The sequence below is a fragment of the Massilia sp. GER05 genome, assembly GCF_052056005.1.
Classification (GTDB): Bacteria; Pseudomonadota; Gammaproteobacteria; order Burkholderiales; family Burkholderiaceae_D; genus Telluria; species Telluria orientalis.
In genome coordinates, this window is sequence record NZ_CP178858.1 from 5347458 (window position 1) to 5371215 (window position 23758).

The 23758-nt window shown below is 66.4% G+C and carries 21 protein-coding genes; 14 read left to right on the forward strand and 7 right to left on the reverse strand.

Annotated features, from left to right (window positions below; all coding sequences use genetic code 11):
* Positions 1-65 precede the first annotated feature (65 nt).
* Entirely contained in the window at positions 66-3473 is a 3408-nt protein-coding gene (locus ACL58G_RS23765) for a response regulator (RefSeq protein ID WP_440963382.1), read from the forward strand.
* Here ACL58G_RS23765 and ACL58G_RS23770 read toward each other — a convergent pair.
* Positions 3451-3846 (reverse strand): cupin domain-containing protein, encoded by a 396-nt coding sequence (locus ACL58G_RS23770; RefSeq protein ID WP_440963383.1) that lies wholly within the window; start codon positions 3844-3846, stop codon positions 3451-3453. The two genes, ACL58G_RS23765 and ACL58G_RS23770, sit on opposite strands and share 23 nt — an antisense overlap.
* Before the next feature lie 201 nt (positions 3847-4047).
* On the opposite strand from ACL58G_RS23770, the gene ACL58G_RS23775 reads away from it, so the two are divergent.
* The 4 genes from ACL58G_RS23775 to ACL58G_RS23790 all read left to right on the forward strand — a co-directional run bounded on the left by ACL58G_RS23775 (position 4048) and on the right by ACL58G_RS23790 (position 7254).
* A complete protein-coding gene (locus tag ACL58G_RS23775; RefSeq protein WP_440963384.1) occupies positions 4048-5046 on the forward strand; it encodes a LysR family transcriptional regulator in 999 nt (332 codons plus the stop codon).
* Complete coding sequence (locus ACL58G_RS23780; RefSeq protein WP_413388105.1) at positions 5043-5855, forward strand: DMT family transporter; 813 nt, start codon at positions 5043-5045, stop codon at positions 5853-5855. Before ACL58G_RS23775 ends, ACL58G_RS23780 begins: the two co-directional genes overlap by 4 nt.
* A gap of 126 nt (positions 5856-5981) precedes the next feature.
* Positions 5982-6461, forward strand: a complete 480-nt coding sequence (locus tag ACL58G_RS23785; protein ID WP_440963385.1) for a carboxymuconolactone decarboxylase family protein — start codon at positions 5982-5984, stop codon at positions 6459-6461.
* Between the two features lie 13 nt (positions 6462-6474).
* On the forward strand, positions 6475-7254 hold the full coding sequence (locus ACL58G_RS23790) for an SDR family oxidoreductase (protein WP_440963386.1): 780 nt from the start codon (positions 6475-6477) through the stop codon (positions 7252-7254).
* On the opposite strand, the gene ACL58G_RS23795 is transcribed toward ACL58G_RS23790, so the two are convergent.
* On the reverse strand, positions 7221-8216 hold the full coding sequence (locus ACL58G_RS23795; RefSeq protein WP_440963387.1) for a GlxA family transcriptional regulator: 996 nt from the start codon (positions 8214-8216) through the stop codon (positions 7221-7223). The two genes, ACL58G_RS23790 and ACL58G_RS23795, sit on opposite strands and share 34 nt — an antisense overlap.
* A 152-nt stretch (positions 8217-8368) precedes the next feature.
* Between ACL58G_RS23795 and ACL58G_RS23800 the strand changes: the two genes are divergently transcribed.
* From ACL58G_RS23800 to ACL58G_RS23820, 5 genes are all read left to right on the forward strand, one after another.
* Complete coding sequence (locus ACL58G_RS23800; protein ID WP_413388101.1) at positions 8369-9784, forward strand: circularly permuted type 2 ATP-grasp protein; 1416 nt, start codon at positions 8369-8371, stop codon at positions 9782-9784.
* Positions 9784-10731, forward strand: coding sequence for an alpha-E domain-containing protein (locus ACL58G_RS23805; protein WP_440963388.1), 948 nt, complete (start codon positions 9784-9786; stop codon positions 10729-10731). Before ACL58G_RS23800 ends, ACL58G_RS23805 begins: the two co-directional genes overlap by 1 nt.
* A 1-nt stretch (position 10732) precedes the next feature.
* Complete coding sequence (locus tag ACL58G_RS23810) at positions 10733-11542, forward strand: transglutaminase family protein (protein ID WP_440963389.1); 810 nt, start codon at positions 10733-10735, stop codon at positions 11540-11542.
* A 36-nt stretch (positions 11543-11578) separates the two neighbouring features.
* The gene (locus tag ACL58G_RS23815; RefSeq protein WP_413388098.1) at positions 11579-12454 is read left to right on the forward strand and encodes a peptidase; all 876 of its coding nucleotides are present in this window, start codon (positions 11579-11581) and stop codon (positions 12452-12454) included.
* Between the two features lie 244 nt (positions 12455-12698).
* On the forward strand, positions 12699-14759 hold the full coding sequence (locus ACL58G_RS23820; RefSeq protein ID WP_440963390.1) for a family 43 glycosylhydrolase: 2061 nt from the start codon (positions 12699-12701) through the stop codon (positions 14757-14759).
* Positions 14760-14799: 40 nt separating this feature from the next.
* Here the strand turns inward: ACL58G_RS23820 and ACL58G_RS23825 are convergent, their stop codons facing one another.
* Positions 14800-15177 carry a winged helix-turn-helix transcriptional regulator gene (locus ACL58G_RS23825; protein WP_413388096.1) on the reverse strand — a complete coding sequence of 126 codons (378 nt, stop codon included), beginning with the start codon at positions 15175-15177 and terminating at the stop codon, positions 14800-14802.
* An 86-nt stretch (positions 15178-15263) separates the two neighbouring features.
* Here ACL58G_RS23825 and ACL58G_RS23830 point away from each other — a divergent pair, with 86 nt between their 5' ends.
* Positions 15264-15698, forward strand: a complete 435-nt coding sequence (locus ACL58G_RS23830) for an oxidoreductase (RefSeq protein WP_440963391.1) — start codon at positions 15264-15266, stop codon at positions 15696-15698.
* Positions 15699-15762: 64 nt separating this feature from the next.
* On the opposite strand, the gene istB is transcribed toward ACL58G_RS23830, so the two are convergent.
* Positions 15763-16548: an IS21-like element helper ATPase IstB gene (gene istB, locus ACL58G_RS23835; protein WP_413382469.1), complete on the reverse strand. Its 786-nt coding sequence runs from the start codon at positions 16546-16548 to the stop codon at positions 15763-15765.
* Positions 16545-17624, reverse strand: a complete 1080-nt coding sequence (istA, locus tag ACL58G_RS23840; RefSeq protein ID WP_440962794.1) for an IS21 family transposase — start codon at positions 17622-17624, stop codon at positions 16545-16547. The genes istB and istA overlap by 4 nt, the downstream gene beginning before the upstream one ends.
* Before the next feature lie 234 nt (positions 17625-17858).
* Here istA and ACL58G_RS23845 point away from each other — a divergent pair, with 234 nt between their 5' ends.
* From ACL58G_RS23845 to ACL58G_RS23855, 3 genes are all read left to right on the forward strand, one after another.
* Positions 17859-18584, forward strand: a complete 726-nt coding sequence (locus ACL58G_RS23845) for a VRR-NUC domain-containing protein (protein WP_413388089.1) — start codon at positions 17859-17861, stop codon at positions 18582-18584.
* 9 nt (positions 18585-18593) lie between these two features.
* Complete coding sequence (locus ACL58G_RS23850; protein WP_413388090.1) at positions 18594-19670, forward strand: type VI immunity family protein; 1077 nt, start codon at positions 18594-18596, stop codon at positions 19668-19670.
* A 470-nt stretch (positions 19671-20140) separates the two neighbouring features.
* On the forward strand, positions 20141-22483 hold the full coding sequence (locus tag ACL58G_RS23855) for a glycoside hydrolase family 31 protein (RefSeq protein ID WP_413388091.1): 2343 nt from the start codon (positions 20141-20143) through the stop codon (positions 22481-22483).
* Between the two features lie 34 nt (positions 22484-22517).
* On the opposite strand, the gene ACL58G_RS23860 is transcribed toward ACL58G_RS23855, so the two are convergent.
* Positions 22518-23081, reverse strand: coding sequence for a multinuclear nonheme iron-dependent oxidase (locus ACL58G_RS23860; protein WP_440963392.1), 564 nt, complete (start codon positions 23079-23081; stop codon positions 22518-22520).
* A 39-nt stretch (positions 23082-23120) separates the two neighbouring features.
* Positions 23121-23471, reverse strand: a complete 351-nt coding sequence (gene bufA2 / locus ACL58G_RS23865) for a BufA2 family periplasmic bufferin-type metallophore (protein WP_440963393.1) — start codon at positions 23469-23471, stop codon at positions 23121-23123.
* Positions 23472-23758 lie beyond the last annotated feature (287 nt).

Here is a 23758-nt window from a genome sequence, read left to right on the forward strand (position 1 = left end):
GCCTGTCATATTACGGCTACAATAGGAAGCCTTGCACCACGACAAGCCCCGTCCGCGACCCCACCATGCCCCTGCGCTTCCTCCTCCTCGACGACAATCCCGACGACCGCCTGCTCGCCCGCCGCGAACTCGAACGCCATTTTCCGGAGTGCCAGTCGACGGAAGTGGGCGACCGCGCAGGCTTCGAACAGGTCGCCGAAGCCGGCTTCCCGTTCGACCTCGTCATCACCGACTACCAGATGCGCTGGACGACGGGCCTGGACGCGCTCAAGCTGATCAAGGCGCACGTTCCGCAACTGTCCGTCATCATGTTCACCGCGACGGGCACCCAGGAGATCGCGGTGGAAGCCATGAAGCACGGCCTGGACGACTACGTCATCAAGAGCCCGCGCCACTACGCGCGGCTGCCCGTCGCCGTGCGCACCTGCCTCGACCGCACCGAGATCCGCTCGCGCGCCATCCGCAGCGAGACGCGGCTCGCATCGCTGCTCGAGAACATCCAGGTGGGCGTCTTCCGCATTTCGCTCGAAGGGGAGATCGAGGAAGGCAACCGCGCGTTCTGGAGCATGCTGGGCCTCGGGTCCGGCGAATTCACGAAGGCGGCGCACCACCCGCTGATCGAGGATGTGCGGCAGCACATACCGGAACTGAAGGCGACGCTGGATGCGGCCGACCTGCAGCTCGACGCGGGCGACCTCGACATGGGCGGCCGCGCCTTCAAGGTCAAGCTCGTGCGCGTGCGCGTGAACGGGCACGACGCGGTCGACGGCATCGTGGACGACGTAACATCGCTGCGCCGCGCCGAACTGGAGATCCTGCGCCTGAACGCCGACCTGGAACAGCGCATCGCCACGCGCACGCGCCAGCTGCAGGAGGCGAACGAGGCGCTGGAGACGTTCGGCTTCTCCGTCTCGCACGACATGCGCGAGCCGCTGCGCACGATCCAGGGCTATGCCAATGTCCTCAAGCAGGATTTCGCCGAGGGCCACCTCGACAAGGCGAGCCTGTACATCGGCCGCATCGAGGCCGTCGCGCACCGCGTCGACACGATGGTGTCCGATTTGCTCGAATTCGCGCGCCTGTCGCGCACCGAGATCGCCACCGAAAACGTCGTCGTCACCGAAGCGCTGCACGAAGTGACGGCCGCGCTGCACGCCGAGATCCAGCAGGCGAAGGCCCGGCTGCAGATCGACGTGCCGGACGGCCTGACCGTGCGAGCGCACCGCCGAGACGTTCGTGCAGGCGCTGACGAACCTCGTGTCGAACGCCGTCAAGTTCGTGCGGCCCGGCGAGACGCCCGTCGTGCGCATCGGCGCCAGCGCAGCGGGATCGATGGTGCGCGTCACCGTGGCCGACGACGGCATCGGCATCGCGCCGCCGGCCCAGGCCCGCATCTTCAACGTGTTCGAACGCCTGCACAGCGAGGAGGAATACCCGGGCACCGGGATCGGCCTCGCGATCGTCAAGAAGGGCGTCGAGCGCATGGGCGGCCGCGTCGCCGTGGAGTCGGCGCCGGGCAGCGGGGCCACGTTCGCGGTCGACCTGCCCGCGCCGCCGGAGCCCGTGTGACGTTCGCCGCCCTCCTCGTCGACGACAGCCCGGACGACCGGGCGCTCGTCGCGCGCGAGCTGGGGCGGCATTTTCCCGACGTCCGCATCACCGAGGCGGGCAGCCCGGAGACGCTGGCCGCGGCGCTCGATGACGGCCGCTTCGACATCGCCATCACGGACTACCGCCTGCGCTTCACGGACGGCATCACGGTCCTGCGCGAGCTGAAACGCCGCTTCCCCGCGCGTCCCGTGATCATGTTCACGGCGAGCGGCAACGAGGAAATCGCCGTCGAGGCCATGAAGGAAGGCCTCGACGACTACATCACCAAGACGCCCAAGCACTACCCGCGCATCGGCTATGCGGTGCGCGCCTGCCTCGACAACGTGGCGCAGCGCGCGCGGGCCGAACAGGCGCAGGCGCGCCTGGAGATCGCGCTGCGGTCGGCCGGGATGGCGACGTGGCAGTACGATCCGCGCGACCGCACGATCGCCGCCTCCAGCGACCTCGGGCCGATGCTGGGCCAGCCGCCCGGCCATGCGCCGGCGACCGTGGACGCCTGGCTGGCCGACATCCACGACGAGGACCGGCCCCACGTGATCGACGCGTGGAAGGCCGCGTTCGCGGGTGCGGACCACTACCGCATGCAATACCGCTTCCGCGGCGCCGACGGCATCGTGCGCTGGATCGCGTCGAGCGCGCGCGTGCTGCGCGGCGCGGACGGCAAGCCGTCCATGGTGATCGGCACGGCGCGCGAAGTCACGGCCGACATCGAGACGCGCCAGAACCTGGAACGCAAGACCGGGGAACTGGAACGCGCCGACCGCCAGAAGAACGAATTCCTGGCGATCCTCGCGCACGAGCTGCGCAACCCGCTGGGCGCCGCGCGCTATTCGATCGCGCTGCTGCGCCAGGCCCCGGACGACGCCGCCGCGCGCGCCCGCGCCATCGACGTGATCGACCGCCAGATCGGCCACATGGCGAAGATGCTGGACGAGCTGCTGGACCTGAGCCGCATCGCCCACAACCGCATCGAACTCGAACGGGCGCCGCTCGACGTGCGCGGGATCGCCGAACTCGCGTGCGAGAACGCCCTGCCCGCGCTCGAGGGCAAGGGCCACGGCCTGCGCCTGTCGCTGCCGGCGGAACCGGTCATGGTCGTCGGCGACGAGGTCCGCCTGACGCAAGTCGTCGCCAACCTGCTCGTCAATGCCGCCAAGTTCACGCCGGCGCCGGGACACATCGAGGTGCGCGTGGCGCGCGAAGACCTGGACGCGGTGATCGAGGTCGCCGACGACGGCATCGGCATCGCGCCGCACCGGCTGGACGGCGTGTTCGAGATGTTCTCGCAGGGCGAGACGAAGGCACACGGCGGCACGCCCGGCCTGGGTATCGGCCTCGCGGTCGTGCGCTCGCTCGTCGGCCTGCATGGCGGCACCGTGCGCGCGTTCAGCGCGGGCGCGGACCAGGGCACGCGCATCCGCGTGACCCTGCCCGCCCTCGCGCAATCCGCGCCTGCCGCCGCATCCGGCGCACCGGCGGCCGACGGCGGCGCCCGCGGCCTGCGCGTGCTGCTCGCGGACGACAATGCCGACGCGGCGAACCTGCTGGCGCTGCTGCTGGAAGCCGAGGGACACACGGTCCACACGGGGTTCGACGGCATCACCGCGATGGCACTGGCCGAAGCGCACCGCCCGGACGTGATGGTGCTGGACATCGGCATGCCGGGCGCGAACGGCTACGAGGTCGCGCGCTGGGTACGCGAACAGCCGTGGGGCGCGGCCGTGCGGCTCGTCGCCGTGACCGGCTGGGGCATCGAGCACGACGGCGGCCAGGCGCTGGACGCGGGCTTCGACGTGCGCCTGGTGAAGCCCGTCGACATGGCGCAGCTGCTCGCTGCCGTCAGTGGTTCCCCACCGGGATGAGCGCCGGCTTGTCCTTGTCCTTCAGCAAGAACACGACGAAGCGCGCCGGCTTCGTCTTGCTCGCATTGCGGCCGACCGTGTGCACGTCGCGCGGCCCTTCATAAAAAGTCTCGCCGGCGCGCAGCGTCTTTTCCTTGCCGCCCTCCACACCCATGACGATGGTCCCTTCGAGCACGTAGACGAAGCCGTGCGCGTCGTGGCGGTGCACGGGGTCGGCCGCGCCGGGCGCGTAGTCGACGGTGAGCGTCATGACTTCCTTGCCCGGCGCGTCGGACAGGGCCTGGTTCATCAGCGTCTTGACGACGGGTTCGGGCGGGGCCGCGTGGGCGAGCGTCGCGCAGGCGGCCAGGGCGAGGGGAAGGTGGCGGAACATGATCGAGGTCCTTGTTGTGCGTGAAAACGCCAGTGTAGACAGCGCGCCCGCCCTGCGACAGGCGCCGGCGGGGACGCAAGCCGGTGCCGCAAAAACACCAATCGGCGCGGGCGGCGCTGGCAGGAAACCGGGGATTCTTGTCATTGCCGCTGGAAGGGAGCAGGCCTACCATCGGCGTACTTGCGTACCGACAGGACAGCCGTGCCCCGCAGCCTCACTTCCGTTCTTCCCAGCCCCGACCGCAACGACGCGCTGGCCTCCAGCTTCGCCACGACGTATGCGGGCGTGGTCGCATTCATGGCCGTCGTCCACGAAGGGAGCTTCGCCCGGGCGGCCGAGCGGCTCGGCATCGGGCGCTCCGCCGTCAGCCGCAGCGTGCTGAAACTGGAGACCCAGCTCGACACGCGGCTGTTCCTGCGCACGACGCGCAGCACGGCCCTCACGGCCGAGGGCCAGCGCTTCTTCGAGGGCTGCCGGCCCGGCGTCGACCGCATCTTCCAGGCGCTCGACGAGATGCGCGAGCTGCGTACGGGCATCCCCCGCGGGCACCTGCGCATCTCGTCCACCGTGGGCTTCGGGCGCAAGATCGTCGCGCCGCTGCTGAAGGATTTTCATGCGCGCTACCCGGACATCACCGTGGACCTGATCCTCGACGACCGCCCCACCGATTTCACGTCCGACCGCATCGACGTGGCCTTCCGCAACGGCCGCATGGACGACAGCCAGATCGTCGCCAAGAAGCTCGTCCCGATGCGCATGCTCGTGTGCGCATCGCCCGCGTATGCGCAGCGCCACGGCCTGCCGCGCACGCCGGACGAACTGGCGGGTCACGGCTGCGTCAACTTCCGCTTCGCGTCGGGCCGCCTGTTCGACTGGGAATTCAAGGTCGACGGCGCCGTGCACAAGCACACGCCGCAAGGATGGATCTGCTTCAACGACGCCGACCTCGTGCTGCAGGCCGTCCTCGACGGCGACGGCATCGCGCAGATGGCCGGCTACCAGATCCGCGACCACCTGCGCGCCGGGCGCCTCGTCGCCTGCCTGGCCGAGTACGCGCCGGACGACCGCGGCCACTTCCTGTGCTACCTGAGCCGGCACCACATGCCGATGCGCGTGCGCGTCTTCGTCGACGACATCTCGCAGCGCATCCGCGCCCTCGGCCTCGACGATCCCGACCTGGCGGGCGGAGGCCAGCCATGAGCCGGACCGCCTGGGCATGCGCGCTCGGCGCCATCCTGCTGTGGGCGCTGTTCGCGGCCCTCGTGCGCCTGGCGGGCGACGCCCCGCCGCTGCTGCTGACGGGCGTCGCGCTGTGCTGCGGCGGCCTCGCTTCCATCCACCGGTGGCGCGAATGGAGGGTGCCGGCCGCCATCCTGGGTTTCGGGATCGCCAGCCTGTTCCTGTACCACGCGAGCCTCGTGGCCGCGTTCCGGCTCGCGCCGATCGCCGAGGCGAACCTGCTGAATTATCTGTGGCCGCTGTTGATCGTCGTGCTGGCCCAGCGCGCCGTGCCGCTGCGGCGGCGCCAGCTGGCCGGCTGCATCATCGCCTTCGCGGGCGGGGCGCTCGTCATCGCGCCGTCCGCGCCCACCGTCACGCATCTCGCCGGCTACGCGCTCGCCGTGCTCGCGGCGTTCACGTGGGCCGTGTATTCGCTGGCGCCGTCCCGCCTGCCCGCCTATTCGTCCTGGGCCACGGGCGGTTTCTGCCTCGGCGCCGGCCTGCTCGCGCTGGCGGCGCACGCGCTGTTCGAACCGCCGTACCGGCCGTCCGGGACGGAGCTCGCCGGCATGGCCGCCATCGGCATCGGGCCGCTCGGTCTCTCGTTCGTCCTGTGGGACCGCGCCATGCGCCTGGGCCGCGCGGCGACGATCGGGTCTCTGTCCTACCTGACGCCCGTGCTGTCCACGCTCGCGCTGGCCGTCACGGGCGCCGTGGCCGCAGGCAGCTGGTGGCGCCTGGGACCCGCGCTGCTGCTCGTCGTCGCCGGGGTGCGCCTGTCGCGCTGATTGGTGCGCTCATTGGTGCGCTCATTGGTGCGTTTTCGGCACCACCGTGCGGCCGGCCAGCCGCCTACCGGCCGCGCGGCGCGCTGCCTACACTCCTGTCGTACCACAACCACCAAGGAGAACGAGATGACCCAGCGTATCAACTACCTCAAGCAGTCCCCCGCCCTCTTCAAGAAGCTCGTCGAGCTGGGCACCCTGATCAACGACGGCAGCATCGAGGAAAGCATCCGCGACCTCGTCGCCATCCGCGCGTCGCAGATCAACGGCTGCACCTTCTGCATCGACATGCACGTGAAGCAGGCCACGATCCACGGCGAGCGCGCGCTGCGCCTGCACCATCTGGCCGCGTGGCGCGAATCGACCCTGTTCGCCCCGCGCGAACGGGCGGCGCTGGCGTGGACGGAAGCGCTGACGACGCTGTCGCGCCAGGGCGTGCCGGACGAGATCTACGAGCGCGTGCGCACCCAGCTCACGGAGCAGGAACTCGTGGACCTGACGTACGAGATCATGGCGATCAATGCGTGGAACCGCATCAACGTCGCGTTCCAGGCGGTGCCGGGTTCGTACGACAAGGACTTCGGCCTGGACCGCGCCAACCTCGCCTGACAAGGAGACATCCATGAACATCGTCGTCATCGGCGGCACGGGCCTCATCGGCAGCAAGCTCGTGACCCTGCTGCGCGCCCGCGGCCATGAAGCGCTGGCCGCGTCCCCCAACTCGGGCGTGAACACGCTGACGGGCGAAGGCCTGGACGCCGCGCTGGAAGGCTGCGACGTCGTCGTGGACGTGGCGAACTCGCCGTCGTTCGCGGACGACGCCGTCCTCGAATTCTTCACGACCTCGGGCCGCAACCTGCTGGCCGCCGCACGCCGGGCGGGCGTGCGGCACCACGTGGCCTTGTCCGTCGTCGGCACGCAGCGCCTCGCCGAGAGCGGCTACTTCCGCGCCAAGATCGCGCAGGAAGAGCTCATTCGCGCATCAAGCCTGCCGTACACCATCGTGCACTCGACGCAGTTCTTCGAATTCCTCGGCGCGGTTGCAACTGCGGCCGCGGCGGCGGGCCAGGACGACACGATCGCCCTGTCGCCCGCGTTCATCCAGCCCATCGCCTCGGACGACGTGGCGGCGGCGCTGGCGGATGTGGTCCTCGGTGCGCCCGTGAACGGCATCGTCGAGATCGCGGGGCCGGACCGCTTCCGCCTGTCCGACCTCGTGCGCGACTACCTCGCGGCCAGGGGCGACACGCGCACGGTGCGCGCCGACGTCCACGCGCGCTATTTCGGCGCGGAGCTCAAGGAGGACACGCTGGTGCCGCAGGGCCCCGCGCGCCTCGGCGCCAGCCGCATCGGCAACTGGCTGCAGGCTCAGGCGCCGGCGCCGGCGAGCCGCTTGCGGTAGGCCGAAGGCGTCTCGTCCAGGTGGCGCCGGAACGCGGTGCACATGCGGTCCTCGTCGCCGAAGCCGCACTGGCGGGCGATCTGGGCGAGATTCGCTTCCGACTGTTCCAGCATGCGCTTCGCCGCGCCGATGCGGAACAGTTCCACCGCCTTCGCCGGCGGGCGGCCGGTCTTCTGCTTGTAGACGCGGGCGAAGTTGCGGGCACTCATATGGACCTGGGCGGCCAGGCGTTCCACGGTGAGACCGGCGTCGTGCAGGTTGTCGAGGATCCAGCCGTGCAGCGCGTCGAATGCCGCATCGTCGCGCACCTGGGCGCGCAGCAGTTCGCTCTCCTGCGCCTGGCCGCCGGCGCGCTTCATGAACACGACCAGTTCGCGCGCGACGTCCATCGCGAGCGCGCGCCCGCAATCTTCTTCGACGAGCGCCAGCGCGAGGTCGATGCCGGCCGTGACGCCCGCCGACGTCCACACGGGATCCTGGCGCACGAAGATCGCCTCGCGGTCCACTTCGAGCGCGGGGAAGCGTTGTTCCAGCACGTCCGCCATGTTCCAGTGCGTCGCCACGCGCCGTCCATCCAGCAGCCCGCCCTGCGCGAGCAGGAACGCGCCCGTGCACACGGACGTGACGCGGCGCGCATGCGGCGCGGCGCCGGCGATCCAGTCGACCGTCGTGCCCACGTCCGCGAGCACGGCCGCGATGCCCGGCGCACCGGGCACGAGGATCGTGTCGAGCGCGCGCCCCGCGAACTGCGCGGCCGGCAGCGTGTCGAGTGCGACGCCTTCGGCCGTCACCACGAGGCCGCCGTCCACGCTGACCGTGTGCCGTTCGTACGGCACGAGACCCCGCTCCGCCATCCGCTTGGCGGCGCACCAGAACACGGTCTGCGGCCCGGTCAGGTCGAGCAGACCCATGCCCGGGAAGGCGACGAACAGGACGAGGGGGGAAGCAAAGACAGGGGTCATCGTATGTACGGCTGGGTGGATCCTGCGATCTTACTGTGCGTGCGGGCGATGTCAAGCCGCGGCACCGCCTGCACCGGAATCGTGCGGCGCAGCCGTATTCCGCTGGCACGCTTCTTGATACGACTTCCGTGTCGACATCACGGAAGGCGGCCATGACAGACTTTTTCAACGAGATGACGGCGGACGGCGCGGGCGCCGTGCGCGACCACTATCGCGCCTTCGACGACTGGCTCAGGCACCAGCCGCCCGAGCGGATCGAACGCAAGCGCGCCGAGGCGGACCTCACGTTCCGCCGCGTCGGCATCACCTTCGCCGTGTACGGCGACGGCGCCGGCACCGAGCGGCTGATCCCGTTCGACACGATCCCGCGCATCATACCGGCGCACGAGTGGGCGCGGCTGCAGGCGGGCCTCGCGCAGCGCATCAAGGCGCTGAACATGTTCGTGCACGACATCTACCACGGCCAGGACATCGTCCGCGCCGGCATCATCCCGGCGCAGCAGATCTACCAGAACGCGCAGTACCGCCCGGAGATGCAGGGCATCAGCGTGGCGTCCGACATCTATGCGCACATCGCGGGCGTGGACATCGTGCGCGCCGGCGAAGGCGAGTTCTACGTCCTGGAAGACAACCTGCGGGTGCCGTCCGGCGTGTCGTACATGCTGGAAGACCGCAAGATGATGATGCGCCTGTTCCCGGAACTGTTCGCGCGCCACCGCGTCGCGCCCGTGGAGCACTATCCCGACATGCTGCTGGAGAACCTGCGCTCCGTCGCGCCGGCCGGCGTGCTCGACCCGACCGTCGTCGTCATGACGCCCGGGACCTACAACTCGGCCTACTTCGAGCATGCGTTCCTCGCGCAGCAGATGGGTGTCGAGCTGGTCGAGGGCAAGGACCTGTTCGTGGACGCCAACGCCGTGTACATGCGGACGATCCGCGGACCGCGCCGCGTCGACGTGATCTACCGCCGCCTCGACGACGATTTCCTCGATCCCCTGGCATTCCGCGCCGATTCCACGCTGGGCGTGCCGGGCCTCCTCTCCGTCTACCGCGCCGGCCGCGTCACGCTGGCGAATGCCATCGGGACCGGCGTCGCCGACGACAAGTCCATCTACCCGTACGTGCCCGACATGATCCGCTTCTACCTGTCGGAAGAACCGCTGCTGCACAACGTGCCGACCTGGCAGTGCCGGCGGCCGGAAGACCTCGCGTACACGCTGGACCACCTCGACCGGCTGGTCGTCAAGGAGGTGCACGGCGCCGGCGGCTACGGCATGCTGATCGGGCCGGCGGCCTCGAAGCAGGAGATCGAGGATTTCCGGCGCCGCCTCCTCGCCCGCCCGGACGGCTACATCGCCCAGCCGACCCTGGCCCTGTCGGCGTGCCCCACCTACGTGGAAAGCGGCATCGCGCCGCGCCACATCGACCTGCGTCCGTTCGTCCTGTCGGGCAAGACCATCTCGATGGTGCCGGGCGGCCTGACCCGGGTCGCGCTGCAGGAAGGCTCGCTGGTGGTGAACTCGTCGCAGGGCGGCGGCACCAAGGACACCTGGATACTGGAGGAATGATGCTGAGCCGCACCGCAGACCACTTGTACTGGATGGCGCGCTACACCGAGCGCGCCGAGAATACGGCGCGCATGCTCGACGTCGCCGTGCAGACGGCCATGCTGCCGCAGTCCGCCCTCGACACCGAACAGGCGTGGCGCGCCATCCTCGGCATCTCCGAGCTGCAGGGCGCGTTCGACGCCGCCTACGGCACGCTCGACGCGAAGAACGTCCTCGCCTTCATGGTGAGCGATCCGGCCAATCCGTCGTCGATCGTGGCGTGCCTGACGGCGGCGCGCGAGAACGCCCGGGCCGTGCGCGGCGTGCTCACGACGGAAGTGTGGGAAACGCAGAACGCGACATGGATCGAGCTGCGCGACCGCCTCGGCGCGAACCTCGACGCCGACCCGGGCGAGTTCTTCGACTGGGTCAAATTGCGCTGCCACCTGGCGCGCGGGGTCACGCTCGGCACCATGCTGGACGACGAGGCCCTCGTGTTCATCCGCCTCGGCACGTTCCTGGAGCGGGCCGACAACACGGCCCGCCTGCTGGACGTGAAATACCACGGCGCCGGCGCCGCGGCCACGCATGACGTGCTCACGCAGCGCGAGTTCTATTACTGGGCGGCGCTGCTGCGCTCCGTGGCCGGCTTCGAAATCTACCGCAAGGTCTACCGCGATTCGATCACGCCGGCGCGCGTGGCCGAACTGCTGATGCTGCGCGCCGACATGCCGCGCTCCCTGCTCGCCTGCATGGAGCAGGTCGTCGCGAACCTGAAGGCCGTGCGCAACGACGTCTCCGCCGGCACGGAGCGGCTGGCGGGGAAGATGCACGCCGAGCTGCAGTTCGCGCGCATCGAGGACGTGCTGGCCGCCGGCATCGACGAGACGCTCGGCACCTTCATGGAAAACATCTACGCGCTCGGCAACGGCATCAGCCGCGATTTCCTCGTCCCCCTGGGAGCCTGACATGCACCTGTCCATCCGCCACGAAACCCTGTACCGCTATTCGCAGCCGCAGGCCTACAGTATCGAGCAACTGCACCTGACGCCGCGCGCCGAGCCGCAACAGCAGGTGCTGTCCTGGCACATCGCGACCCCCGGCCATTGTGCCGCTTACGTGGACGCTTACGGCAACGCCTCGCACATGCTGACCTTGAACGCGCCGCACACCGCCGTGCGCATCCTCGTCGAAGGGATCGTCGCGACGGTGCCGCTGCCCGGCGGGCGCCTGCAGGCCCACGACAGCCTGCCGCCGCTGATCTTCACGGTCCCCACCCGGCTGACGCAACCGACGACGGCGCTGGCCGACGTCGCGGCGGCCTGCCTGCCGGCGCGCGGGAACCCGGTGACGACGGCCGACCTGCTGCGGCTCGCCGCGCACGTCCACGGTGCGATCACGTACCAGACTGGTGCCACCCACGTGGACACGGCCGCCGCCGAGGCGATGCTGCTGGGCGCCGGCGTCTGCCAGGACCATGCCCACGTGTTCCTCGCCTGCTGCCATGCGCACGGGGTACCGGCGCGCTACGTGTCCGGCTACATCGATCCGGGATCGACAGGCCACGCGGCCAGCCATGCGTGGGTCGACGCCTGGGCCGAGGATGCCGACTTCACGGGCTGGGTCAGCATCGACGTGACACACAACCGCCTGATGACTGACGGGTACTGCCGCCTGGCGATCGGCCGCGACTATGAATCGGCCGCCCCCGTGCGCGGCATGCGGCGCGGCGGCGGCGACGAAGTCATGCGGGTCGAGGCGCAGATCGTCCCCGTGTAGAATGACCGCTTTCCTCGACCATTACGGATTTCGCCGATGACTTACTGTGTGGGCATGCGCCTCGAGGCCGGCCTCGTGTTCCTTGCCGATTCACGCACGAACGCCGGCGTCGACCAGGTCGGCACGTTCCGCAAGCTCTCCGTCTTCGAAAACCCGGGCGACCGCATGATGGTCATGATGACCGCGGGGAACCTTGCGATCTCGCAGGCCGTGCGCCAGACCGTGTCGGCGTGGGTGAGCGAGAACGGCACGACGATCTGGACCGCACCGGACATGTACGAGGCCGCGCGCATCGTCGGCGAAGCGGTCCGCGCGATCTACCGGCAGGAGTCGAGCCGGCTGGCCGAGCACGGCGTCGACTTCAACATCAGCATCGTGTTCGGCGGCCAGATCCGGGGCGAGCGCTGCCGCCTGTTCTACGTGTACTCGGCCGGCAACTTCATCGAGTCGCACGACGAAAACCCCTATTTCCAGATCGGCGAGGCGAAATACGGCAAGCCGATCATCGACCGCGTCGTCACGCCGCGCACGTCGCTGGACGACGCGGCCAAGTGCGCCCTGATCTCGATGGATTCGACCCTGCGCTCGAACATCTCGGTCGGCCTGCCCCTCGACCTGCTCGTGTACGAGGACGGCAGCCTGGCCGTCACCCGCTTCGTCACCATCGACGAACACAACCAGTACTTCCAGCTGCTGCGCACCAGCTGGGGCCAGCAACTTAAAACCGTGTTCGAGGGAATCGCCGCACCCGTGTGGGACGCCGCGCCGGGCACGACGGACAACGTGCTCTCCTCCGCCAACCTGCACAGCCGGCCCGTGCGTGCGGCGCTGCCGCCGGGCATGACGGCCGGGGCGCCTCCGGCGCCATTACAGTCGGTCGCCGAACAGCCGCCCGCGCCTGGCCAGCATTGACCGCGCCGTCCGGCACAGCCGCGGAGCGATGATTTTTTCCTGGCGACCGATATCGGGTTGGGTATCGCTCATGTCGGTTAGTTGCAGAACTGATGGCGGGTTATCGCGTAAAAGCCAGCAATAACAACGACTTGGCGACGCCGGCGCGCCGTGCACCTGCCGCCGCCGGCACCACACCGCCCTTTTGACAGCGCTAGCATGCATGCCCTACATTGCCGGATGCCCTGAATCCACCGGACCGCACATGACCGCACACCGCCCCCGCCCGCCGCGCCTTGCCGCGACGGTCCTCGCCCTCTGCGCCGCCCTCGCCTGCATGGGCGCACGCGCGCAGGAAGAACCGCGCCCCGCCACCGGCCTGTCGACGTCCACCTGGACGCCGGACAACGGCAACGGCACGTTCACGAACCCGCTGTTCTACGACGAGTTCTCCGACCCGGACATGATCCGCGTGGGCGACTGGTTCTACCTCACCGGCACGACGATGCACGCGATGCCCGGCCTGCCGATCCTGCGCTCGCGCGATCTCGTGAACTGGGAATTCCTCGGCTATGCCGTCGACAAGCTGGACTTCGGCCCGGCCTACCGCCTGGAGGACGGCAAGAGCATCTATGGCCAGGGCATCTGGGCCCCGAGCCTGCGCTACCGGAACGGCACGTTCTACATCTTCAGCAACGTGAACGGCCGCGCCACGCAGATCTTCTCCGCCACCGATCCGCGCGGCCCCTGGACGCACCGCGAGATGAAGCGCAGCCTGCACGACCTGTCCGTCCTGTTCGACGACGACGGCAAGGCGTGGGTCGTGTGGGACCACCAGCGCATGCACATCGCGCAGCTGACGGACGACCTGACGGACATCGTGCCCGGCACCGAGAAAGTGCTGTTCGCGCAGGACGCCGGCATGGGCGAAGGCGCGCACATCTACAAGATCCAGGGCAAGTACTACATCCTCTCCGCCAACTACGCGGGCGGCTTCCGCATGCCCGCCGCGCGCGCGGACAAGGTCGATGGACCGTATGAAGTGAACCAGGCGATCAGCAAGGACGAAGACTTCGGCATGGCGCAGGGCTACCGGCTGAAGGACAACAGGACCCTCTCCGCGATCGAGCCGCCGGACCCGTCGGCCCGCAACAGCAACTCGCTGCACCAGGGCGGCATCGTGCTGACGCCCGCCGGCGAATGGTGGGGCTTCTCGATGATGGATTTTAATTCGGTCGGCCGCCTGCTCAGCCTTTCGCCGATCACGTGGAAGGATGGCTGGCCGTACTTCGGCCTGCCCGGCAACCTGGGCCGCAACCCGCGCACGTGGGTCAAGCCGAAGACGGCCGCGCCCTCCCCGATCGCGGTACCGTTTGCGCGCAGCGACGATTTTTCGGGCACGACCTTGCAGCCGCTTTGGCAGTGGAACCACGTGCCGGTCGACGGCCAGTGGTCGCTGACGGAGCGCCCCGGCTACCTGCGCCTGCACGCGCTGCCGGCGACGTCGTTCTGGCAGGCGCGCAACAGCCTGACCCAGCGCGCCATCGGCCCGCGCTCGTCGCCGACAGTGACGCTGGATGCGTCCGGACTCGCGGACGGCGACGTCGCCGGTCTCGCCCTGCTGAACCTTCCGTATGCGACGCTGGGCGTGGAAAAGACGGCGACCGGCCTGCAAGTGGCACTGTACGACCAGGTAGCCGACCGCACCGTGCGCGTGCCGCTGCCGGCCGGCGCCACGCGCGTGCAGCTGCGCGCGGATTGCGACTTCCTCACGGAGCAGGCGCGCTTTTCCTGGTCCGTCGACGGCAAGGACTTCGCGCCGATCGGCGCGCCGTTCACGATGGTGTTCCAGCTGAAGACGTTCCAGGGCGTGCGCTATGCCCTCTTCAACTACAACCAGTCCGGGAAGACGGGTGGGCACGCGGATTTCGACAGCATCGACGTCTACCAGCCGAATCCGCACGGCCTGATGCGCGCGATCCCGTTCGGACAGCGCATCCAGCTCGCGGAATTCAAGACCGGCCGCAAGGTGGCGCCGTATCGGGTGCAGGACATGGGGCTCGGACGTGTCACCCTGCAGTCCGGCGCGGCCTGGGTCAGCGTCGACGCGAAGGGTAACGTGGGCGTGCGCAAAGGGAAGCCCGGCAAGGCGGAGAGCTTCCAGTGGATCGAGACGCCGACCGGCGAACTGGTGCTGATGTCGCTCGTGACGAACCGGTTCGTGCGTGTCGATCCGGTCACGCATGCGGTGCGGGCGGACAGTCCGGGGCCGGTGCCGGATGGAAGCGACGGCGTGCGGTTCAACTGGTCGCCCATCCAACGATAAACGCCGCGCGCGGGCGGCGCATTCCGGTCGCGAACGCCTTTCAGGCAGCGCGATGTCGAACGACGGCGGCGCAGGGCAGAAGCCTGTCCGCTTCGTCGAGCTCGGTGGCGTGGAACGTCCCCCAATCGATGAGCGATTCCAGGACAGGCTCCAGGCTTGCGCCGAGCGGCGTGAGCTGGTACTCGACGCCCTGGGGGTCCCCGGCACTCGACCGTCGTGTCACCGTCCCGTGTTCTTCCAGCGCGCGCAACTGCTCGATCAGCACCTTTTGCGATATCCCGACGATACGCCGCTCCAGATCACGGGTCCGTTGCGGCCCGTCCAACAATACATACAAGAGCACCGCTTTCCAGCGTCCGGCGAGGACACCCAGCGCACGCTCGACCGGCAAGCCCGGCAATCGCTTCATGATCTTCATTTCTCTGCTAACCGATTGGTGTGTAGATCGCGGGGGCCATCGAACATTAAGATTTTCTTTCGACCGAACCAACCCGAAGGAAATCCATGATAGACCTGTTCGACTCTTTTATGCTTGGCGGATCCGTTCAGCTGAAGAACCGGATCGTGATGGCGCCCATGACGCGTACGCGGGCGTCCGAAGGCGATGTTCCCAACGACCTCATGGCGACTTACTACGCGCAACGGGCAAGCGGCGGCCTGCTCGTGACCGAGGCGACCGACGTTGCGCCATCGAGCAACGGCTACGCGCTGACGCCTGGCATCTACACGGAAGCCCAGCGAGCGGGCTGGCGCAAGGTGACGGAACGCGTCCACCGCGCAGGGGGCACGATCTTCCTGCAGCTATGGCACGTAGGCAGAATGGCGCACCCGTCGCTGATGCCGGACGGGCAGGCGCCGTTGGGCGTCTCCGATGAAAGGGCGGAGGCGAATGTCTTCGCACACGGTCCGGACGGGATGTCAACGGCGATTGAAAACTGATACAGATTTCGTCATGCCAGCGATTTAAAACTGATACACCGCCGTCGCCGAACACCGTCCGTGTTCAGCCCAGTTCTGCAACGTCGTTCCCCCTCATCATTCCGGCCTGTCGCTGGTGTTTCAAGCGATAGCTTTCCCCTGCAATCGGCACGATATGCGCATGGTGCAGCAACCGGTCGAGCAGGGCCGCAGTCAGCGTCGTGTCCTGCGCGAAGGTCGTGTCCCATTGCCCGAACGGCAGGTTGCTGGTCACGACCAGGCTGCTGCGCTCGTACATGGCCGCGATCACCTGGAAGAACAAATTGGCCTGTTCCCGGTTCATCGGCAAGTAGCCGATCTCGTCGATGATCAGGAGCCGATATGCCTTGATCGCGCGGTGCATCACCGCCTTCAGATTGTTCTGCGTGTGCGCCGTCGTCAACGCCAGCAACAGGTCGGCTGCCGTCGTGAAGCGCGTCTTGATGCCGGCCTGCGTGGCCTTGTAACCGAGGGCCATTGCCAAGTGCGTCTTGCCCACGCCGCTGGGGCCGACCAGTACCACGTTTTCATGCCGTTCGACGAAGCCCAGGCCGGCCAACTCCTCGACCTGGCTGCGTTTGACGCCCTTGGCAAAGTCGTAGTTGAACTCATCCAGCGTCTTCACTGCCGGGAATCCGGCCAGCCGGGTCAGCGTGCTTTGCTTGCGCACATTGCGTCCAGCTACTTCCTCCCTCAGCAAGCCTTCCAGGAAGTCGCTGTAGGCCGTTCCCTGCTTGGCTGCCTTCTGGGTTGCGGCGCTGTAGCCCTGCGCCACGAACGGCAGGTTCAGGCTCTCGCACAGCGCCGCGATCCGCTCATGCTGCAGATTCATGCCACCACTCCTTCCGATACCCGCATCAGCAGCGCGTCGTAGACCTGCAGCGGATGCTGTACCGGAGAAGGTTGCGCGATCCGCTCCACCACTGCCGCCGGCCGTGGTGCCGCAGGCGCCGTTACTGCCGGTTGCGGCCGGGCTGCCGCAATGTCTGCCCGCCACGGTGCTGGCAGTGGCTGCAGGTGCTCCGACTCCCGCTTCAACGCCGCGGCTGGCGGCTCCCCGGTGGTGCCGTGGATGCGTGCATTGGCCACTTCTTGCAACCAGTGAGCCACTTCCACGTTGGCCGTTACGACATCAAGCTTCTGGCCGCTCTGCGCCAGCCGGCTCACCAGCGGCACGTAGAACGAACGGCGCAGATAACCGTTGAAGCGTTCGACCTTGCCCTTGGTCTTGGCACGGTACGGCTGGCACAGCTTGATCACAAAGCCGCTATGCCTGGCATAGTCCAGGAAGCCGGCATGGAAGCGGTGCTCGCCTTCGCCGTAAGCGTCGCGCTCCAGTACCACCGTCTTCATGTTGTCGTACAGGACCCGCCGCGTCACGCCACCGAAGGCAGCGAAAGCGCGCTCGTGGCAAGCGATCAGGGTTTCCACCTTCATGTTGCTGACGAACTCCACATAGCTGGCCCGGCTAAAGCCGAGCGTGGCGCAAAATGCATACAGCGGCGCGCTGCCCTTGCGGAACTCGACCCAGTCCACCTGCAGCTGCTCGCCCATCGCCGTCTCGAAACGCACCACCGGATCTACCGGCGGCGTCGGGCGCAGCGTGCGCATGAAGGCGCGCAGCTGGCTCATGCCGCCTTCGTAGCCGCGCGCTGCGATCTCACGGTACAGCACCGTGGCTGGAATCGTATCGGGCTGGGCGGCCTGCTGCCGATCCCTCAGATACCGCTCGAATTGCGCCAGCTTCGTCTGGCGCTTGACCTTGCGCTCGTACTTCGGCACGGCCTCCAGAGCCAGATGCCGGCGCACCGTGTTCACTGCGCAGCCGACTTCAGCGGCAATCTGCCGAAGGCTCAACCCATGCTTCTTCAGTAGCTTGACTTCCACGTACACCTCTTTGGGTTTCAAGGCCGCTCCGCAAAGCGGCCATCTTCTCAAATCGGTGTATCAGTTTTCAATCGCTGCCTGTATCAGTTTACAACCGCTGCTGACATCTACCGGGGAGCCTGTCGCAGGAGAGCGGGTACGTCTGCGTTCTACGAGCGGCCAGTATCTCGAAAGAACGACCGACGCCGACGGTTTTACGCAGTGGGTAGAGCGTGACGTCAACGAAGCATTGGCTTTGGAACTTCTGGGGCAGCAATGACCGAGCCCACGAAACCAACTCCACCACTGGCTACCGGCGGTATGTCGCGAGACGGCACAACGACAGTTGTTAATATCAATCGTGTCAAGCTCGATTACGTCGATAAGAAAGTCTTGTGCTCGGCCATATGCAAGTGCAAAGACACGCCTGGTGTCGGCAAGGATGGCCGATCGCTGAAGCAATCGTGCGTGTCTGGACGACTAAATAGCCTCGACGCTCTCCTAAAACACCTGAGCCCGTATAAACCTGAGGTGAACTACGACATGACGAAGGAGCCCCCGGCGCCAATAATGCATAGCGAGATCGAAACGAGAGCACATGATTGGCTGCCTGGCTGGATCAAGAAGTATTGGCATATTCCGGACGGAGACGGCAACACGCGGCCCGGATTCAAGGCTGGGAAGGGCTATATTCGCCGGCCCGACGTCGTTATCGTAAACGATCCCAGTAAGCCTCCGACTCAGGACAACATCAAACAAGTTGTCGAGATAAAGTTCCCGCCGGATACAATTACCAAGCCTCAGGAAGATGCGTACATACACATTGCCGGTGACGATAAGAAGGTAGTGGTTATGGGGCCAGAAGAATGCGACTGTGATCAGCCTGATCCCGATCCGCCGAAGGTTCCGGTCGAACAGCTAGGTGCGGCAGCAAGTATTGCCGGAATTTTGTACACCCTTTTTACCAAGCGGCCTCCGCCTGTGCCAGCGCCGGCTTTATAAGGAAACACCATGTCCGATTTACCTTTCGATCCGGTTGAATTGATGCGAGAGCATCCCGAAAAAATGCGCATTCCCGGCGGTCTGTTGACGAAGCAAGGCGCACAAACCTACGTGGGGAGTATGCCCGCCGTGACCGGGACGCTGTTCTTTAACGACGCGCACGTTCCGGAGGTGCGTGAAGCGATTTGTGCTTGCTTTGACGAGTATGAAGTAGTTGCGAAAAAACATTTAACTTGGCTTTGGCGAGCCGAACCGCCGGAAGGCCCGGACAAAATTGCGTACTTAAAATCCAAGCCCATGCGCGCCATGATGAAGCGCATGGATGAAGACGACCTGGTCAGTTTCACATACATCAGCGGCGAACAGCCGCACGAAGCAGGTGAGTGGGAATTCCAGGTGTTTGGTCGACGCGGCTGGGAAGCGAAAATGATTGTGCGCGGGACTTCGTCTCTGCGTTTCAGCATGCCCCTGCTATATGTCGAGGAACACCCGGCTGACTTTCAGACCATGTTCGTGAACTTTGCACGACGTCTGAACGCCATTCACGGTTACGCCGGCTATGGTCTGGTCGTATCGGTGGTACGAGAAGACGAAAATCAGCCTTTCGAAGCATATCTTTCCGAAAAGCTGAATGGACTCGATGTTGGCCAGCCCATTGACGCTTCCCGTACCGCGCACCAAGGAATTAAGACCATATCCTGGCTGACGGCCGTCAGCCAGGATATGGTCGAGAAAGTTGGTGGACTGGGGACGATTCGCTCCGAACTGCCAATGGACTGGTTCGCGCTCTATAACTACGGTGCCGGTCTCGTGATCCAGGCCGGACCCAAGCCCGAGGCAGCGCCGACCGACCAGCCGAAGCCAGCTTGTCTCGTGTTGCCGAACAAGCTCTTTCAATCGGTGCGCGCGCCAAAAGTCGATTTGCATTATGCGTCAAAGAATGGCGAACCCCGTCTGACAGGGTGGGGAGCCGAACAATGGCTGAAACGATTCGACATCGACGAAAGCGAACTTATGGTTTATAAAGCCCAGCTTCTCGACGAACCTAAGCTCACGCCATCCACGACGTTGCCGGACAGGCTGTAAGGGCCATGCGCTCCATTGTTGCGCCACCGCGCGGCTGGTGCGGTCTGCCCCCGGCAGTATCGCGACGGTGCCGGGCATCCGTGACGAGGCCTTGCTCGCGCCGACACTGACACAGATGGGAATGATCGTGCCGCGCCTTGCTGCCAGGGCGCGCCGGGCAACTGCCATCCCAATGTGCTGAGGTGTCGCGATCAACGCGTTATGGTAGCGTATAGCAATGCGGTTCAAGCAGATTTTTATCCCTTTCCGGCGTTTTTAGCGATTGCGTATGTGACCGCTAACAGCGACAATAACAGTTCAACTATAACGCGCACGCCGCCGCTCCCGGCAGGTAATGTGCCGAGGAGACGTCCGAAACCGCCCGCCACGCGCGTGCCACGGGTCATACGGCCCGTAATGACAGCCTCTCCGGCCCATCGCCGCCACTTGCGAACGCGTCGCCCGATTCACCCCCTGCGATAGAGGACTGGATGAGACTTACCCTGCACCGCACGCTGATTGCGCTAACATCGGCGCTTGCCTTCGTACCCGCGGCCTTCGCCGCTCCGCTTACCACCCTGGACCGTAACGGTGCCTGGGTGTCGGTGGAAGCGTATGGCCCGAACATCGTCCACGTGACGATCGCCGTCGACAAGGACGAAGTCCTCAAGGGGCCGGGCTACGGCATCCTGAAGAAGAACGCGGACAACGGCGCGTTCCGCCACGCCGCGGGCCAGGACGGCGACACGTTCACCTCCAATGGCATGACCGTGCACGTGAACGCGGCGCCGCCGGCGCGCACGCCGAGCCAGCCGGAGAAATACTTCGCGCCGTCGCTGGCGCCGGTGGGCCTGCAGGTCAAGAACGCCAAGGGCGAGCAGATCCTCGAGATGCAGGGCTGGGAGATGTCGCCGCAGACCGTCAACGGCGAGAAGACCTACCAGGTCGGCGCGTCGTTTGCCGCTGCCCGCGACGAGCATTACTACGGCATGGGCCAGAACCAGGAATCGACGGGTCCCCTGGACCTGCGCGGCCGCACGCTCGAGTGCAAGCACTGGTACGACGCGCCGACCGGCGAATCCGTCTGCGTGCCGTTCATGGTGTCGTCGAAGGGCTACGGCATCGTGTGGGACAACCCGTCGGTCACGCGCTTCAACGCGGGCATCCACGGGCGCACGAGCTTCCAGTCGAACGTGGGCGAGCGCGTGTCGTTCTTCGTAATCACCGGCAAGACCAGCGACGAGATCTACTCGGGCTACGCGCGCCTGACCGGCAAGACGCCGATCCCGCCGAAGGCCGCGTTCGGCCTGATCCAGTCGAAGGCGCGCTACGACAGCCAGCAGGAAGTGCTGCGCGTCGCGAACACCTATCGCCAGAAAAAATACCCGCTCGACGTGATGGTCGTCGACTGGTTCTACTGGACCCGCATGGGCCAGATGGACATCAACCCGGCCGAGTTCCCGGACCCGGACGGCATGAACAAGCAGCTGCACGACATGGGCATGCAGTCGATCGTCTCGATCTGGCCGCGCTATGAAACGGCGGGCCGCTACTTCAACGAGCTGGATGCGAAGGGCTATCTGCTGAAGGACAAGGACGGCAAGACCGTCGACGGCCTGCCGTTCCGTTCGGACCGCACCGGCGGCCTGATCGACGCGACCAATCCGAAAGCGCGCCAGTGGTTCTGGGAGAAGTCGCGCGACAACATCCTGTCGCACGGCTTTGACTACCCGTGGCTGGACGAGACCGAACCGGACCTCGTCCCGGACGGCTACTTCTATTCGATCGGCTCGGGCGACCGTTACCACAACCTGTTCCCGCTGTTGCACGTGGAAGGCTTCGCCGACAACATGCGCACGTGGAAGCCGAACAAGCGCGTGCTGATCCTGTCGCGCGCCGCCTACCTCGGCTCGCAGCGCACGGGCGCGCTGTTCTGGTCCTCGGACGTGAACGCGACGTGGGAAGCGCTGCAGCGCCAGATCCCGACGGGCCTGAACATGACGGCTTCCGGCATCGCGCTGTGGGGTAACGACATCGGCGGCTGGCAGGGCATCCCGGGCAAGAGCGACGGCACCAAGCCGCCGCTGCTCGATCCGTCGGATGCGCGCGACGTCGTCGGCCAGAACGACGACTATCCGGAGCTGCTGACCCGCTGGTTCCAGTACGGTACGTTCCTGCCCACGCTGCGCCTGCACGGCCAGCACAAGCACACGGACATCTGGTCCTTCGGCAAGCAGGCGGAAACCATCCTGGCCCGCTACGACACGCTGCGCTACCAGCTGATCCCGTACATCTACAGCCAGGCCAAGTTCACGCACGACACGGGCGCACCGTTCATGCGCGCCCTGTGGATGGACTTCCCGAACGACCCGAACGTCGCCAACATCGGCACGCAGTACATGTTCGGCCCGGCGTTCCTGGTGGCGCCGGTGACGGAGCAGGGCCAGACGGAGAAGAACGTCTATCTGCCGGCCGGCACCGACTGGTACAACTTCTGGACCGACGAGAAGCTCGCCGGCGGCCAGTGGGTCAAGGTCGCCGCACCGATCTCGCAGATCCCGGTGTTCGTGAAGGCCGGCTCGATCGTCCCGTTCGGCACCGACATCCAGTCGACCGCGACGAAGCAGGGTATCGCGTCGATCAAGGTCTACCCGGGCCGCGACGCGTCCTTCGACCTGTATGACGACGACGGCGTGTCGTACGATTACGAGAAGGGCAAGGGCACGACGACCCGTCTGCAGTGGAACGACGGTGCCGGCAAGCTCGAGGCCCGCGGTGGCGATGCGAACCTGGCGAAGAACCTGTCGAGCATCGTGAAAGTCGTAGGTAAATAATCGCGTGACGCATGGTGGGCACAGGGTGCCCACTTTACGAATTCGACGCAGCGGTAGGGTGGGCTCCCCGAGCCCACCAACTCCCGATCATCCGGTCCAGCGACCAGTCTCCCCCTCCCTTCGCAATCAGCGGCACCAGCAGCGCCGCCCAGCCCAGGCCAGCCCAGGCCCAGTCGGCGAGCCGCGTGCACAGCGCGCCGGAGCTCCCTGCGGCGCGGGCGAACTGCAGTGCTTCGAAATCCGCAGCCGCAAGCACGCGCAGGCGCGCGCGACGAAGGCCGTCGCCAGCGACCACTCGATCCACGCCAGTTCGCGCAGAACCCGGTGATCCGGGAAGGCATCCAGCGTCCACGCGCGCGGCGGGTTGCTCCGGCTGTGGCCCGCGAGATGGACCCTGGCGCACGTGCTGCGCGGGGATGCCGTCGAGATAAGCGAAAGGATCGAAACCGCGATTCGCGGCGCTGACGTGCACGTCGTTCACGTCCAGCGGCAGGCCGCAGCCCGTGCAAGTTGAAACGGCCGGTGCGCGACCACGAGAGGTGATCCGACCCATACGGGGGATCGCCCGCGCCGACGAGCGCCTTCGGGCGCTTGACATGGCTCGCTCATTCGATCGGTGTGCGTGGTAACGGTCGCGTCACGCCGGCGTTCGCGCGGGCTCGCGGAGCCCGCCCTGCGCTTCTTCGGTGACGACCTGTTCTTTTTCGGTCGGCGTGCCGCCGGGCGCCATGCATTCCGTCGGCGTCTTGGCGATCACGCCCTGGCCCTTGCACTGGTTCCGGCCCTTGCAACCGTTCTTCGCCGTGGCACACAGGCGCTCGCCCTTGCAGGCGTTGATGCCGTAGCAGCGGCCCGGCTGTTCCTGGTCCTTGCCGGCGGCATGCGACGGGCTCGCGATGCCGGGGGGGGCGATGGCGATGGAATCCCCGGCAATGCGTCGACGGGGAATTACGACACATTTGAACCCAAACCCATGTGATGCATGCAACCTGAATAAGGTCAGACATCCTATGTGTTGTTATCGCATAACACCCCTAACACGCAATTTGTGGTAGCGGATAGCAAATCTCAGAGGGAGCGTCCCCGTCTATGAGGCGAGCGATATGAATTCGAGTATCGATGACGAGAAAAAATTTATTGGTTCGATGATATTTACTCAAGTATGGTACCTACATGTCAGACGTCGTACTTGAATAACAACCTTTATAGGGTGTTTTCATCGATAGTCCGGCGCAGTTCGTACCGTGGCCAAAAATGTTAGCGTTTAACATTTTG